The sequence below is a fragment of the Mesorhizobium sp. M0802 genome, from assembly GCF_040320115.1.
In the GTDB taxonomy this organism is placed as follows: domain Bacteria; phylum Pseudomonadota; class Alphaproteobacteria; order Rhizobiales; family Rhizobiaceae; genus Mesorhizobium.
In genome coordinates this window covers 40,746-55,476 of sequence record NZ_JAMYOY010000021.1, presented here as the reverse complement: position 1 = coordinate 55,476, position 14,731 = coordinate 40,746, and the positions used below count along the sequence as shown (strand labels likewise).

At 64.5% G+C, this 14,731-nt stretch carries 14 protein-coding genes; 4 read left to right on the top strand and 10 right to left on the bottom strand.

Translation table 11 applies throughout. The features are described from left to right. Window positions 1-81 precede the first annotated feature (81 nt). Together NKI10_RS25265 and NKI10_RS25260 are read right to left on the bottom strand one after the other, a co-directional pair. Window positions 82-2,712, bottom strand: a complete 2,631-nt coding sequence (locus tag NKI10_RS25265; protein ID WP_352862211.1) for a caspase family protein — start codon at window positions 2,710-2,712, stop codon at window positions 82-84. Between the two features lie 76 nt (window positions 2,713-2,788). Continuing rightward, on the bottom strand, window positions 2,789-3,358 hold the full coding sequence (locus tag NKI10_RS25260; protein WP_352652439.1) for an NADPH-dependent FMN reductase: 570 nt from the start codon (window positions 3,356-3,358) through the stop codon (window positions 2,789-2,791). 217 nt (window positions 3,359-3,575) lie between these two features. Between NKI10_RS25260 and NKI10_RS25255 the strand changes: the two genes are divergently transcribed. Further along, a complete protein-coding gene (locus NKI10_RS25255; RefSeq protein WP_023729734.1) occupies window positions 3,576-4,946 on the top strand; it encodes a cytochrome P450 in 1,371 nt (456 codons plus the stop codon). Between the two features lie 15 nt (window positions 4,947-4,961). Here the strand turns inward: NKI10_RS25255 and NKI10_RS25250 are convergent, their stop codons facing one another. The 8 genes from NKI10_RS25250 to NKI10_RS25215 form a co-directional block, all read right to left on the bottom strand. After that, the gene (locus NKI10_RS25250; RefSeq protein WP_023693143.1) at window positions 4,962-5,942 is read right to left on the bottom strand and encodes a complex I NDUFA9 subunit family protein; all 981 of its coding nucleotides are present in this window, start codon (window positions 5,940-5,942) and stop codon (window positions 4,962-4,964) included. Window positions 5,943-6,045: 103 nt separating this feature from the next. Then, on the bottom strand, window positions 6,046-6,498 hold the full coding sequence (locus NKI10_RS25245; RefSeq protein ID WP_023755780.1) for a DoxX family protein: 453 nt from the start codon (window positions 6,496-6,498) through the stop codon (window positions 6,046-6,048). A 326-nt stretch (window positions 6,499-6,824) separates the two neighbouring features. Next, a complete protein-coding gene (locus NKI10_RS25240) occupies window positions 6,825-7,826 on the bottom strand; it encodes an Ldh family oxidoreductase (protein WP_023745829.1) in 1,002 nt (333 codons plus the stop codon). Window positions 7,827-7,938: 112 nt separating this feature from the next. Then, on the bottom strand, window positions 7,939-8,748 hold the full coding sequence (locus NKI10_RS25235) for an ABC transporter permease (protein ID WP_023729737.1): 810 nt from the start codon (window positions 8,746-8,748) through the stop codon (window positions 7,939-7,941). After that, a complete protein-coding gene (locus tag NKI10_RS25230) occupies window positions 8,748-9,461 on the bottom strand; it encodes an ABC transporter permease (protein WP_196813869.1) in 714 nt (237 codons plus the stop codon). Before NKI10_RS25230 ends, NKI10_RS25235 begins: the two co-directional genes overlap by 1 nt. Window positions 9,462-9,600: 139 nt before the next feature. Then, on the bottom strand, window positions 9,601-10,401 hold the full coding sequence (locus NKI10_RS25225) for a transporter substrate-binding domain-containing protein (RefSeq protein ID WP_023671323.1): 801 nt from the start codon (window positions 10,399-10,401) through the stop codon (window positions 9,601-9,603). Between the two features lie 54 nt (window positions 10,402-10,455). Beyond that, on the bottom strand, window positions 10,456-11,271 hold the full coding sequence (locus tag NKI10_RS25220) for an ABC transporter ATP-binding protein (RefSeq protein ID WP_023671322.1): 816 nt from the start codon (window positions 11,269-11,271) through the stop codon (window positions 10,456-10,458). Window positions 11,272-11,415: 144 nt separating this feature from the next. Next, the gene (locus NKI10_RS25215) at window positions 11,416-11,571 is read right to left on the bottom strand and encodes a hypothetical protein (protein WP_196813600.1); all 156 of its coding nucleotides are present in this window, start codon (window positions 11,569-11,571) and stop codon (window positions 11,416-11,418) included. Between NKI10_RS25215 and NKI10_RS25210 the strand changes: the two genes are divergently transcribed. The 3 genes from NKI10_RS25210 to NKI10_RS25200 are packed head-to-tail and all read left to right on the top strand — an operon-like array spanning window position 11,498 to window position 14,585. Next, window positions 11,498-12,370 carry a dimethylarginine dimethylaminohydrolase family protein gene (locus NKI10_RS25210; protein ID WP_352862210.1) on the top strand — a complete coding sequence of 291 codons (873 nt, stop codon included), beginning with the start codon at window positions 11,498-11,500 and terminating at the stop codon, window positions 12,368-12,370. The two genes, NKI10_RS25215 and NKI10_RS25210, sit on opposite strands and share 74 nt — an antisense overlap. Then, window positions 12,340-13,008, top strand: a complete 669-nt coding sequence (locus NKI10_RS25205) for a TetR family transcriptional regulator C-terminal domain-containing protein (protein WP_023725953.1) — start codon at window positions 12,340-12,342, stop codon at window positions 13,006-13,008. Before NKI10_RS25210 ends, NKI10_RS25205 begins: the two co-directional genes overlap by 31 nt. Further along, window positions 13,005-14,585, top strand: a complete 1,581-nt coding sequence (locus NKI10_RS25200; RefSeq protein ID WP_352745208.1) for a 5-guanidino-2-oxopentanoate decarboxylase — start codon at window positions 13,005-13,007, stop codon at window positions 14,583-14,585. The genes NKI10_RS25205 and NKI10_RS25200 overlap by 4 nt, the downstream gene beginning before the upstream one ends. The last annotated feature ends 146 nt before the right edge of the window (window positions 14,586-14,731 follow it).

The following is a 14,731-nucleotide window of genomic DNA, read 5'->3' as shown; positions in this document are numbered from 1 at the left end:
GATGTCCTAGATATAGGCGCAAAAGGCGGTTTTTCCAAGGTTTGCGGGCATTTCAGGGCTGAATCCCGAGCTGGCAGCCGGCTATTTTTTCGCGGCTTTCAATTTGGCCAGAAGACCGCGCAGATATTTGATCGTGGGTTTGTCCCTCGGCGCCAGTTTGCCTGTGCGGTCAAGCTCCAGCGTCAGGTCTAGCGCCTGCGACAACACAGCCTTCGGATTCTTCGCCACATAGGCATAGTTGATGTAGGCCTGTACCAGATCGAATTGCCAGATCGCATTGTCTGGATCGGACAGGGCCAACCGCTGGCGGATGGCCAGGCTGGCTTCGAAGGCCTTCTTCGAGCCCTCATAGTGGCGCTGCTCGGTCTCCAGCAGGCCTATTTCCTCGAACGTGATCGACAGGTCGCGCTGCCAGTCGGAATTGCCCGGGTCGAGATTTGCCAATCGGTTGGCAATGACGAGACTGTCCTGATAGTTCTGCAAAGCACCGGCGATATTGCCCTGGGCATCAAACACGCCGGCAATTTTTTCCAAACAGACCGATAGGTCGCGCTGCCAGTCGGTGTTGCCTGGGTCCCTGGCGGCAAGGTCTCGCGCCGTGGCCAGCGCTTGCTGGTAGGCCTCCAACGCGAGTGGCCAGTCCTTCTGGTCGCCGTAAGCATTGCCGATCTTGGCGTAACCGACCGACAGGTCGCGCTTCAAATCGGTGTCGTTTGAGTCGCGGCGCACCAGCGCTTCGGCGATTATTTGGCTCTTGTTGTAGGCGTCGAGCGCGCCCGCAGCGTCGCCACGCTCGCGCAGGACGTCGCCGATCCTGGTGTAGCTGACGGAGACGGCGCGCTGATGCCTGGGGTCGTCGGGGTTGTTCTGCGCCAGCGCCAGCCGAATTCTCAGGCTCTCTTCGAATGCAGTCTGGGCGCCATCCAGCTGGCCGGCGGTGCGGGCAAGGCCGCCGATTTCGTCGTAGGTAATGGTCAGATCGCGCAGCAGATAGACGCTGTTCGGCTCGGCATCGGCCAATTGCTGCTTGATGGACAGGCTTTGCCGGTAGGCCTGGGCTGCCGCACCCACATCGCCTTGCGTGGCCAGCACATTGCCGATCTTATCATGGGCCATGGCGAGATCGCCGAGCCAGTCCTTCTTGTCCGGCACGTTTGTGGTCAGGCCCTGCAACATGTCCCTGGCCGCCTCATAGTTTTGCAGGGAGGCCGGCAGATCGCCTTGCGCCATCTTGATGTTGGCGAACTTGATATGGCCGATGGCGAGGTCGCGCTTGACGCTCGGATCGGTTTCTTGACGCGCTCGCTGCTCAAGATTGGCAACCAGCGCCGCAAAGGCGCGGCCGGCGGCGTCGGTGTTGCCAACCGTTGTGTAGAGGATGCCGAGCTCTTCCAGCGTGCGGCTTTGGCGGTCGGCCTGTTCCAGGCTGAGCGAGGTCTGCCCGGCTTCGCCATAGAGCGCCAGCACCGTTTCATAGTCCTTGATGGCGGTTGCATAGTCCAGGGTGGCACGCGCCGCGCCGCCCGAGAGAAATCGCGTCGCGGCTTCGGACAGGGTGCGGCTGACGAAATTGGCCTTCAACGCCTGGCGCGAGACATTGTCGACGTCGGCGGCCTTGGCGAGGATCACGCGTGCACCATCGAAAGCGCCGAGCGCCAACTGTTCCTCGGCCTGGCGGCGCAGTTCGGTCACCTGCGGGTCGTCGGCGGCCAGCGTCTTCATCTCGCCGCGCACCTTGACGAAGGCGTCGGCCGCCTCGCGCAGCTTGGCGTCCAGGCTTTCGCCGGAGAGATGGCTGGTGTCGGAACTGATCAGCGCGCCATAGAGCGGCGCCAGCGGCATGTCGGCATCGCTGGCGACCCGTTCGACCGCGCCGCGCATTTCCGGCGTCACATCGGCCATGGCAAGCAACAGCCGCTCGCGCTCCGGCAGTTGTTCCTTGGCCGCCGAGGCGAAGAACAGCTTCGGCAGCCCGCTTTCGACGTAGGGCAGCTGTTTTCCGCGCGAAAGGTCGTAGACCTCCTGCTGCACCAGCGTCAGCACCGAGCGGATTTCGAGCCCGTCGGTGCCGAGGTATTTGATCAGCGCCGCTGTAAAGGGCGAATTCGCACCGGTACCGTCGGCAGCCGTCTCGCCGGGCGCCGCCGAAAAGGCGAACAGGATGTTTTCCGCCTTGCCGACGCGTCCGAGGCCCGGCTTGATCTTGTCCACAAGGTCCTTGATCAGCGATGTGGCGCCACGCCCGTCGCCGTTGCCGCCTGTGAACGGATCGCTGCGGCAGGCGTCGAGCACGATCAGCCCGACCTTCGCCGTGGCGGCAACCGCATCGCGCACTTCCTCCAGCGGCAGGCTGGTCTTCTCCAGCTGGTCGAGCGAGGAGGCATCGGCATCGACCGGCAGAAGACGGTTGTCGCCGGAGATTTCGACGCCATGGCCGGAGAAATACACCAGCGCCACGTCGGCGCCCATGGCGTCCTCGCGAAAATCGTCGAGAGCCCGGCGCATGCGCCTGAGATCACGATTGGTCTCGACCACGACCTCGAAGCCGAGCTTCTTCAGCGCCACTTCCATCACCTCGCCGTCATTGACAGGATTGGCCAGCGGCCGCACCAGCCGGTAGTCGTCCTCGGCAATGACCAACGCCACGCGCCGCTCCGCCACCGCTGTGGCGGTGGTCGCAAGCATCAACAGCAAGGCAAACAACAGGCGCAAATCGAACCGCCCCCGGCTCAGTCACCTGCCGACCATTCCACCTCTTTATGGCATGAGCAAGCCGGGGCCGGCTGCGTTACGCAGCCCGCATCGGCTTCAGCGCCCCGCTCCAGCGCGAGAGCTCGTCCAGCATGGTCTTGGTCCCACCCTCTACCTGCTCACTAGCCTGGAAGGAGCCGTCGCTCTCCAGCAGTTTCTGATACATCGGCAGCGCGACGCCTTCCGAGATGGGCATGACGCCCACCGCGGTCAGCAGCGGCTTCAGCGCCTGCGCGGCGCGCAGGCCTCCGGAAACGCCGCCATAGCTGAAGATGGCGGCTGGCTTGTATTTCCATTCGCGCGCAAGGTAGTCGATGGCGTTGACGATCGCAGGCGCCACGAAATAATTGTACTCCGGCGCAACGAACACGAAGGCGTCGGCGGCATCAATGACCTTCGACCAGGCTTTGGTGTGGTCGTTCTGGTAATTGCCGAGCCTGGGGTGATGCGGCTCGTCCAGAACCGGCAGATGGAACGTGGCAATGTCGGTCAGCACCGGTTCGAATTTGCCGTGCTCGCGGGCAAAATCCTCCAGCCAGTGGGCGAAGACCGGCCCGGCGCGGCCCGGCCGCGTGCTGCCGATTATGATGTTCAGCTTGTGCTTCAAGCGGACTCTCCTGGGCGATTGGCAGTAGCTGTTGGTAACTGTCACCTATGGCAGAGTGTCCAACCGGACAAGCCGCAACCGTTTCACCGGCGGTCACGATCCGATGAACACACCGTCTGTCGGGCACACCGGGCGCTGCAGCGTTTCAGTTTGCCGTTCGGTCACATGGACGCCCGGATTGCCAGCCACTACATCTGAGCTATCAGCGGAGCACCTCATGGACACGCAGCCCGTCCCCTTCGTGCCGCCGGCGCCCAGGCCGCGCACGACGCCGCCTTCGACGCTGGAGATGATGCGGATCGTCTACCGCAATCCGCTCGAACTGTGGGGCGAGCACACCTACAACGAGCCCTGGATTTCGGCGAATGGCGTCGGCGGGCATCTGATCGTCGCCAACGATCCCGGCCTTATCCGCCACGTGCTGATCGACAACGCCAAGAACTACAAGATGGCGACGGTGCGCCAGATGATCCTGCGACCGATCTTGCGCGACGGGCTGTTGACCGCCGAAGGCGAGGTGTGGAAGCGCTCGCGCAAGGCGATGGCGCCGGTGTTCACGCCGCGGCATATCTTCGGCTTCGCCGAGCCGATGCTGCGCCGCACGATGCAGTTCGTCGCCCGCTACGAGGAGGGCGGCATGACCGATGTCGCCCACGACATGACGCTGCTCACCTACGATATCCTGGCCGAAACGCTGTTTTCGGGCGAGATTGCGGGCGAGCCCGGCAGTTTCGCGCAGGAAATCGACCGCCTGTTCGAAACCATGGGCCGTGTCGATCCGCTCGACCTGTTGCGCGCGCCCGAATGGCTGCCGCGGCTGACCCGCATCCGCGGCCGCAAGACCATGGCGTATTTCCGCAAGATCGTCACCGATACAGTCAAGATGCGCGAGGAGCGGCTGAAGCGCGACCCCGACACCGCGCCGCAGGATTTCCTGACGCTTCTGCTGCGCGCCGAAGGCCCCGACGGGCTGACGCGGGCGGAAGTCGAGGACAACATCATCACCTTCATCGGCGCCGGCCACGAGACCACCGCGCGGGCGCTGGGCTGGACGATCTACTGCCTCGCCGAAGCGCCGTGGGAGCGCGAAAAGGTCGAGCGCGAGATCGATGCCGTGCTGGCGCGCGAACCCGACCCGACGAAATGGCTCGACGCAATGCCGTTCACCCGCGCCGCCTTCGAGGAGGCGCTGCGGCTTTATCCGCCGGCGCCGTCGATCAACCGCGAGCCGATCGAGACGGAGACCTGGAACGATCTGGTGCTCCCCAAGCGCGCGGCCGTACTGGTGATGCCTTGGGTCGTCCACCGCCACAGAAAACTGTGGGACATGCCCGACGCCTTCATGCCCGAACGCTTCCATCCGGGAAACCGCGAGAAGATCGACCGCTTCCAGTATCTGCCGTTCGGCGCCGGTCCGCGCATCTGCATCGGCGCCAGCTTCGCCATGCAAGAGGCGATCATTGCGCTGGCCATCATGCTGTCGCGCTTCCGCTTCGATGTGACCGCCGAGACCAAGCCGTGGCCGGTGCAGAAACTGACGACACAGCCGCAAGGCGGCCTGCCGATGCAGGTGACGCGGCGCGTTTAACGGCGCAACGCCTTGTTACGCGATGCCGGCGGGCTTGCGCTGGAACTGGCCTGCGGCGCGGAAGCGCCAGAGATAGCTGGGCAGGATTGTGCCGATAGACTGCGGCTGGATGTCGAGGCCGGCAAGGTTCCGGTTGGCCTTGTTGGCCTCCTCCGACACGATGTTGGGCTGGCGCAGCAGCAGCACCTGGTCCTTGGTCAGCAACGGGTTGGGCAGCAGGCCGAGGATCGAGGCCTGCAGATTGGCCATCCACCACGGCACCGGGACCAGGAGCCGCTTGCGCTCGATGACGGTGAGCAGCTCTTCCATGCACTGCTTGAAGGTGAGCACTTGCGGCCCGCCGAGTTCATAGATCTGGCCGCCCTTGATCTTGCCCTCGACCGAACGCGCCACCGCTTCGGCGACATCGCCGACATAGACCGGCTGGAACTTGGTCTGGCCGCCGCCGATCAGCGGCAGCACCGGCGAATAGCGCGCCATGTCGGCGAAGCGGTTGAAGAAACTGTCCTCGGGTCCGAAATTGATCGACGGACGGAAGATGACGGCGTCCGGGATCGTCTCCAGGACGGCCTTTTCGCCGAGCGCCTTGGTGCGGGCATAGTCGGATTCGGCGTTGAGGTCGGCGCCCAGCGCCGAGATGTGGGTGAGCCCTGCGCCGACCGAGCGTGCGGCTTCGGCGACGGCGCGGGCGCCGAATTCGTGCACGGTGTTGAATTTCTGCCGGCCGCTTTCATGCGGGATGGCGACCAGATTGATGACATGGTCGGCGCCCTGCACGGCGCGGTCGACAGACCAGCGCACGCGCACATTGGCCTGCACCGGCTGGATCTGGCCGACATTGCCGAGCGGCTGCAAATGTCCCGCCAGATCGGGCCGGCGCACCGCCACCCTGATGCGGTAGCCGCGCTTGGCCAGCGCCCGCACGATGTGGCGGCCGACGAAGCCGGAGCCGCCGAAGACGACCACGAGCTTGGGGATCTGCAGGATTTCGGTCATGGCTGGCTCCGGCGCTCGAAAGCTTGGCTGAAGCCGTTTCATAGTCCGTTTTGGGCCAAAGGCAAAGGGTGACGCGTCGTCGCTGCCACCCTCTTATGGACCTTCAGAACGCCTTGCCGAGGCGCGCGTCGACCGACTGGCGGTTGCCGCCGCGGATAACGAAGAACAGCAGGATGGCCGCCCATAGAAGCGACTTTTCAGCGCCGGAAAAGCCCTGGCCGACAGTGATCCAGTGGAACCAGACGGTGACCAGCAGCACGATCATACCGGCAAAGGCGGCGGGCCGAGTCAACAGGCCGATGGCGATCAGAATGCCGCCGAAGAATTCGGTGCAGGACAAAAGCAGCGACCAGAACGCGCCGGGATAGAAGCCGAGGCCTTCGACCATCTCGGCGGTGCCGAAAGGGTTGGTGATCTTCTGCGAGCCGTGAATGGTGAGAAACCCGCCGGCGACGACGCGCAGAAGGGTTTCGGCGCCATCATACAGGGACGAATACAGGCGGCCAAACACCGGAACGATAAGTTTGCCCCGGGAAGCGTCGGTGGTTGCGGACATCGTAGCTCCTGTTGTTGTGACGATCCCTTGCAAACGCCCGATGGTTCCGGCAAGTCAAGTTAACAAAAGTTAACTTCCGCCATCATGTTTTAGCACACAGAGCACGAACGCAGAAAACCCCGCCGAAGCGGGGTTTTCCGGGTGACGCAACTGTCGGGACAGAGCGCAACGCGGCGGATAACCTGAGACGGCATACGCCCGCCCGGGCCCTAAACGCATCCACAGAAGACACCGACCGGGCAAACCCGACCCGGCAGCTATTGGTCGTTGCGATCGGTAGAAAGGTTCAGCCAGGTCGCGTAAAAATTCGTTGTCGCAGGACTGCTTCAGCCCGAATAGCGCTCGGCGAATTCGGAAATGCGCTGCACTACGGCTTTGGAGGCATTGATGCCGCGCGCCTGCGCCTTCTCGGCCGCTTCGGCCCGCGCCCGGCCCGGCACGTGCACGCCAAAGCGCCGGCGCAGCCGGTCGAGCTGGTCCTTCATGCGCTGCTCGAAATCCGGGTCGAGCAGCTTGGGCTCGACAGCGAGCACGAACAGGCCGGTTCCGGGGCTGTCCGGTCCGCCGGAGAACCACGGCGCGTCGAGCGACCAGTTGGCGCCCGACAGGCCGGCAGCCAGGACTTCGACCATCAGCGCGATGTTGGCGCCACGCTGGCCGCCGAAGGCCAGCATGGCGCCCTTCATGGCCGCGGCCGGATCGGTGGTCGGATTGCCGCTGGCGTCCAGCGCCCAGCCTTCGGGGATCTTCTTGCCGTCCTCGGCCGCCTTGCGGATGTTGACGAAGGCGGTGGCGCTCGACGACTGGTCGATGACCAGCGGCGCGCCATCGGCGGCGGGTGCCGCAAACGACATCGGGTTGGTGCAATAGACCGGCTTGACCGAGCCCGAGCCTGCCAGCACCGCCGGCCCGTTGGTGGCGGCGAAGGAGACCAATCCCAGCTGCGCCAGACGCCCAGTGAAATAGCCTAGTGCGCCGCAGGTATAAGCGTTCTTCTGCGAGAAGATGGCGACGCCGAACAGCTTTGCCGCCTTGGCGAGGTCGTCGATGGTGCGGTCGAAGCCGGTATGGGCGAGGCCGCCACGCGCATCGGATTGATAGACGGCGAGCGCCGGCCTGGTGATCACGGGATCGGCATTGCCGTCGATGCGGCCGGCTTCCAGCGCTTCGAGGTAATCGATGAAATGGGTCAGCCCGACGGTCGAAAGCCCTTCCGCCTCGGCGGCAATGATCGAGGCGGTGAGCGACTTCGCCGCCTCCTCATTGGCGCCGGCGCCGAGCGCCGCCATCCGGCACAGCCCTGTTGCCTGGTCGAGAGAGAGTTGCATGGTGCGGACCCGATTGGTGGTGAGTGATTAGGGAGTAGTCAGTAGGGAGTAGCGAAAGCAAGCGGTTTCCCGGTCATATGCTGACTACTCACTACTGCCTACTCACTATTCCCTAGCCCACCTTGTTCGGTATGCGCGCCTCGATCTTGCTGAATGCAAACACCAGTATGCCGGTGATGATCATGTAGATCAGCGCCAAAAGCAGCAAGGGTTCGTAGGTGAGGTAGGTGTCCTGCCGGACCTTGGACGAGACTGCGAAGATGTCGATGACGCTGATCGTCGCCACCAGCGGCGTCGACTTCAGCTGCAGCACGGTTTCGCCGGTCAGCGTCGGCAGCGCCCGGTAGATGGCCTGCGGCAGCCAGATGCGGCGGAAAATCTTCCAGCGGCTCATGCCGAAAGCGCGGGCCGCCTCTAACTGCCCCTTCGGCACGCCGGCAAAGGCGCCGCGCATCACTTCGCCCTCATAGCCGGCGAAGGACAAGGTCAGCGCCAGCACTCCATAAGGCCAGGCTTGCCTCAGATACGGCCACATCCAGGATTCGCGGATCCAGGGAAATTGCGGAAACAGCGAGCCCAGCCCGTAATAGAGCAGCCATAGCTGGATCAGCAGCGGCGTGCCCCTGATGACGGTGCAGAATGTCCTGGCGGGCGCGGAAAACCAGAAAGAGCCGGCGGCCTGCGCGAGCCCGAGCGGCACGGCGAGCAGGAAGCCGAGAAAGCAGGTGACGGCCAGGATCCACAGCGACCGCCAGATGCCGAGAAGCCCCATTTCATAATATTGCGGCAGCCAGTCCCAGCGCATGAAGAAGGCGGCGCTCAGCACCAGCCCGATCGCGATCAGGATCAGCACGATGCGATGCGGCTGCAGCCACAGCGACGTCCGCGCGGCAACATTGATGATGATCGCTTCTCCGGCCATCAGCGCGCATCCTTGAGCGACGGCATACCGCGCCGCGACCAGGCCTCGAGACGGCCGATGAGGAGGTTGGAGACCAGCGACAAGATGAGATAGAGCACGCCCGCGGCGAAAAAGAAGGTGAAATAGGCTTTGGTGACGCCCGCCGCCTGCCGCGTCGCCAGCGCCAGCTCGTAAAAGCCGACGACCGCCAGAAGGGCCGTATCCTTGGTGGCGATCAGCCACAGATTGGCGAGCCCGGGTATGGCGAAGGGCAGCATCGCCGGCAAGGTGATGCGCCGCAGCATGAGCCCGGGTGACATGCCATAGGCGCGGGCGGCTTCGATCTGGCCCTGCGGTATGGCCAGGATGGCGCCACGAATCACTTCGGTCGAATAGGCGCCCTGGACAAAGCCGAGCACGGCGATGCCTGCCGCAAGGCCGCTGATGTCGACGCGCTGGTAGCCCATTGCCGTCAGCGCCTGGTTGATCAGGTCTGTTCCGGCATAATAGAGCAGCAGGATCAGCACCAGTTCGGGCACGGCGCGCACGATGGTGGTGTAAACCGCCAGCAAGTCGCGTACGACCGGCCCGCCGTAAAGCTTGCCAAAGGCGCCCCCGGTGCCGATCAGGAGACCAAGGACCGTGGCGCCGAGCGCGATCTCGATCGAATGGAGCAGCCCAAGCAAGAGCGTGCCGCCCCAGCCCGGCGGATTGGGCGAAAGAAGCTCGATTATGCCGGCCGCCGAGGCCGAAAGAAGTGCGTCGATCAGCGTCGCCCCCGGATTGCTGGCTTCAACCACCGCCGACGGCAGCGCCGGCGGGGGCAGGGAGGCATGGCGCTAACGCCGTGCCCCCTAGCTCATGCGAGGATCGTCAGTTCGACTGCGCGCCGCCACCACCGTAAATGTCGAAATCGAAGTATTTCTTCGATATCTCGTCATATTTGCCGTTCGAGCGGATCGCCTTGATGCCGGCGTTGATCTTGGCCTTAAGGTCGGTGTCTTCCTTGCGCACGCCGGCGCCCACGCCCGGTCCGAGCACTTCATCGTCCGGAGCCACCATGCCCTTCAGATCGCAGCAGGCCTTGCCCTGGTCCGACTTCAGGAATGCGTCGAGCGCGATCGAATCCGCCTGGACGGCGTCGAGGCGGCCTGCGGCCAGATCGTTGTTGGCTTCGTCCTGGGTCTGGTATTCCTTGATCTCGGCGGCCGTGGGGCCGAAATGCTTCTTGGCATAGGCCGAATGGGTGGTCGACACCTGCACGCCGAGCACTTTGCCCTTGAGATCGTCCGGCGTGGCGCCGAATTTCTGGTCCTTCGGGCCGATGATGGCGGTCGGCGTGTTGTAGTACTTATCCGAGAAGTCGATGGTCTTCTCGCGTTCGGCGGTGATCGACATCGAACTGGCGATGACGTCAATCTTCTTGGTCGTCAGCGCCGGGATGATGCCGTCCCAGGCGACAGGCGTGATGACGCAGTCGAGCTTCTCCTCGGCGCAGACGGCGTCGATGAACTCGATTTCCCAGCCAACCCATTTGCCGGAAGCGTCCGGCGAGGTGAAGGGCGGATAGGGCTCGGCGGCGACGCCGATCTTGACCGGATCGGCCTTGGCCACGCCCATGGCGGCGACGCCGAGCAGCAGCGCTGCGGCGAATGTTTTCAGAACAGTCTTCATGTCACGACTCCCAGTTTGTTGTTGGTTCCCGGTTTTCTTCCGTCCCGGCTTGTCCTAGCCGATGTTGCGGATGAACTGCTTCAGCCTTTCGGATTTCGGTGCGCCGAATATCTGCTCCGGCGGCCCCTCTTCCTCGACCAGCCCGTTGCAGAGGTAGACGACATGGGTCGCGACCTCGCGGGCGAATTTCATTTCATGCGTGACCAGCACCATGGTGCGGCCCTCGCGCGCCAGGTCGCCGATCACCTTCAGCACCTCGCCGACCAGCTCCGGGTCCAGCGCCGAGGTCGGCTCGTCGAACAGCATGACGCGCGGGTTGATGGCCAGGGCGCGGGCGATCGCCGCGCGCTGCTGCTGGCCGCCCGAGAGATAGGCCGGATAGACGTCGCGCTTTTCGGCGAGGCCGACGCGCGCCAAAAGCTTTTCGGCTTCCCTGATCGCCACGTCGCGCCTGACGCCCAGAACATGCACCGGAACCTCGATGACGTTCTCGATCAGCGTCATGTGGCTCCACAGGTTGAAGTTCTGGAACACCATGCCGAGCTTGGCGCGGATGCGTTCGATCTGCCGGCGGTCGGCAGGCACGGTGTGGCCGTGGCTGTCTGCCTTGAGTTTGATCTCCTCGCCATTGACGCGGATGATGCCGCTGGTCGGATTTTCCAGGCAGTTGATGCAGCGCAGCAGCGTCGACTTGCCGGAACCCGAGCCGCCGATAATGGCGATCACCTCGCCGTCGCGCGCCGACAGCGATACGCCTTTCAGCACATGCAGATGGCCGAATTTCTTGTGCAGGTTCTCGACATGGATGGCTTCGGCGGCGCCGTCCTGCGCCTTGCCGGATTGGACTGCGGCGGTTCCCGCCGCGCTCACCGGGGAACCTCTGCCACAGGGTCCACGGCAGATCGTCGAACGTCTATCCGGCTAATCAACATACGCTGTAATGCCCACTCCAGACTTCAGCATGGACCCAACAGCGCGAGCCCGTCAATCCCGCTCATTACGGCACTTGCGGCCTTATTGTGCAAGTGTATAAATAGCCTCCGATGAAATTTTTTCCATTTTTTTCACCTTGAACACGGCATTGAAAAGGGCACTGATGAGCGCTTTCGGATCACAATCCATGGCGGCGCCGTTGCGGCGCGTGCTGATGCGGTCGGCGGCCAATGCCATGCGCGGTGCCGACCGGGCTACCTGGCACTATGGCCCGGGTTTCGACCCGGCGAAAGCGGCGGCGCAGCACGCGGCTCTCGCTGAGCTGGTGACGGCGTCCGGCGCCGAAATCGAATGGATCGATGACAAGGCCGACGGGCTGTCGGATTCCGTATTCACCCACGACCCGTCGCTGATGGCCGACCGCGGCGCGCTGATCCTGTCCATGGGCAAGCCATTGCGCGCCCGGGAGCCATCGCTGCATGAGGAAACCTACACACGCCTGGGTATTCCTATCCTCGGCCGCGTCGAGGCTCCCGGCCAGGTCGAAGGCGGCGATTGCGTATGGCTGGATGCCAGCACGCTGGTGATCGGGCGCGGGGTGCGCTCCAACCAGGAAGGCATACAGCAGGTTTCCAACCTGCTGACGCCGCTCGGCATTTCCGTCTACGGCTTCGATCTGCCGCTGTGGCAGGGCGAGGAGGCGTGCCTGCATCTGATGTCGGTGATCAGCCCGCTGGCCGACGACCTGGCCCTGGTCTATTCACCGCTTTTGCCGGCGCCGTTCTATCAGTTGCTGAAGGCGCGCGGCATCCGGCTGGTGGAAGGCGACGCCGAAGAGTTTGCCGCGTCCAACGGCCTCAGCCTGAACGTGCTGCCGACGAGCCCGCATAAAGTCATTGCCGTCGCCGGCTTTCCCAAGACCAAGGCCGCGATGGAAGCCGCCGGCTGCACGGTTCAAATCTTCGAGGCGGATGCCCTCTGCATCGCCTGCGAAGGTGGGCCGACATGCCTGACGCGGCCCATCCTGCGGCAATGAATGAGCGCCGCAAGTTCCGCCGCGAGGGCGAGGAGCGGCGGCGGCAGGATTTGATCGACGCGACCCTGGACAGCGTGGCCGAACATGGGCTGGAGGGCGCCAGCCTGCGCACCATCGCACTGCGCGCCGGCGTCACCGCGGGGCTGATCCGGCACTATTTCCCCGGCAAGGAAGACTTGCTGCAGGAAGCGTACGCGGCGCTGATGGGCCGTATGACCGAGCAGGCGAAGGCAGCATTGCTCATGGAAGACGCCGCGCCGCGCCAGCGCCTTGCGGCCTTCGTTACCGCCAACCTCAACGCCCCGATCATCGATGCACGCGTGTTTTCGCTGTGGGCAACCTTCATCGGCCGCGCCGGCGCGGATCCGAGCCTGGCTCGCGCCCACCGCGAAGGCTATCTTGGCTTTCGCAACGAGGTGGAAGCAGTCGTTGCCGAAGTGCTCGGCGCCGAGCAGCGCAGGCCAAACGCAAATGAGCTGCGCCGCCATGCCATTGCCATCAACGCGATCATCGACGGGCTCTGGATCGAAGGCTGTCTGGCCGCAGAGATGTTCTCGCCTGGCGAATTGGCGGCGATCGGCGTCAAAGCCATAGAGGCCGAGCTCGGCCTCGCGCCGCAAAAGGGAGAGAAGCCATGACCACCATCGGCGAAGCGCTGATCACGCTGCTCGAAGCGCATGGCGTCGACACCGTTTTCGGCATTCCTGGCGTCCACACTGTCGAGGTTTACCGCGGGCTGGCGCGTTCAAAGATACGCCATGTCACGCCGCGTCACGAACAGGGCGCCGGCTTCATGGCCGACGGCTATGCCCGTGCCAGCGGCCGGCCGGGCGTTGCCTTTGTCATCACCGGACCGGGGCTGACCAACACCATCACCGCAATGGGCCAGGCGCGCGCCGATTCGGTGCCGATGCTGGTGATTTCGGGCGTCAACGCGATGCCGACGCTGGGAAAGGGGCTGGGCTTCCTGCACGAACTGCCGGACCAGCGCGGCATGATGGAGAAGGTGGCGCTGTTTTCGCAGCGTGTCACCGAGGCCAGCGAATTGCCTGGCGCTTTGGCGCGGGCCTTCGCGCTGTTTTCGTCGTCGCGGCCGGGCCCCGTCCATATCGAGATCCCGACCGACGTCATGGTCAAACCGGCCGACGGCATCGCTGCTTCGCTCACCAATGCAGCGCCGCGGGCGCCGGATGGCGCGGCCATTGCCGAGGCAGCCAGGCTGATCGCAGCCGCGCGCCGGCCGCTGATCCTTGCCGGTGGCGGCGCCAAGCGCGCCGAACAGCCATTGCAGCTTTTGGCCGAGCGGCTCGGCGCGCCTGTCGCCCAGACCGCCAATGCGCGCGGTCTGCTGCATGCACATCCGCTTTGCGTGCCGGCCAGCCCCAGCCTGAAGGCGGTGCGTGCGCTGATGGCAGACGCCGATCTGGTCATCGCCGCCGGCACCGAATTCGGCCCGACCGACTATGACGGTTACAGCGATGGCGGCTTCGTGCTGCCCGCCAATCTGATCCGCATCGATATCGGCGCCGACCAGCTCGCCCGCCGCCCGGTGAGCGTCGGCATCCAGGCCGATTGCGCGGAGGCGCTTGGTGCACTGCTAGGCGCGCTCCACCCTGATCATGCCGCAGCGAAGGACGGCGAGAGCCGCGCAGCCGCGTCGAGAAAGGCGGCCTTTGCCGAGCTCAGCCCGGCCTATGCCGCGCAGGTGCGTGCGGTGGAAACCATCCGCGACGCACTGCCGGGCGCCATCATCGTCGGCGATTCCACGCAGCCGATCTACGCCGCCAATCTCTATTACGACCATGACCGGCCAGGCGGCTGGTTCAACGCCGCCACCGGTTTCGGCGCGCTCGGCTACGGGCCGCCGGCGGCGATCGGCGCAGCGCTCGCCATGCCCGGCGTGCCGGTGGTTTGCCTGACCGGCGACGGCGGCTTCCAGTTCACCTTGCCGGAGCTAGGCGCGGCGCTCGATGCACCCGCACCGGTCATCTTCGTCGTCTGGAACAACAGAGGCTATCGCGAGATCGAAACGTCGATGCTCGATGTCGGCGTCGAGCCGGTCGGCGTGTCCCCGGCGCCGCCGGATTTCTGCAAGCTGGCCGAGGCCTACGGCATATCAGCCGAGCGGCTTGCCGGTACTGCCGGTCTCGCCGATGCGCTCAAACGCGCACGCGCAACCAGACTGCCGCACGTCATCGAAATCACCATCGACTGACGCCTGGCCGCGCGCCGTACGTCCATGCGCGGGGGTCGGAAGGGGCGGTCGGCGGCTTCGAGCGATGCAAAGACGCAACAACTGCCATGTCGAGATGTCGGTTGAGTGATCGTGCAAAAGGCGCGACGCTCTGCGTCGGCGCGGCA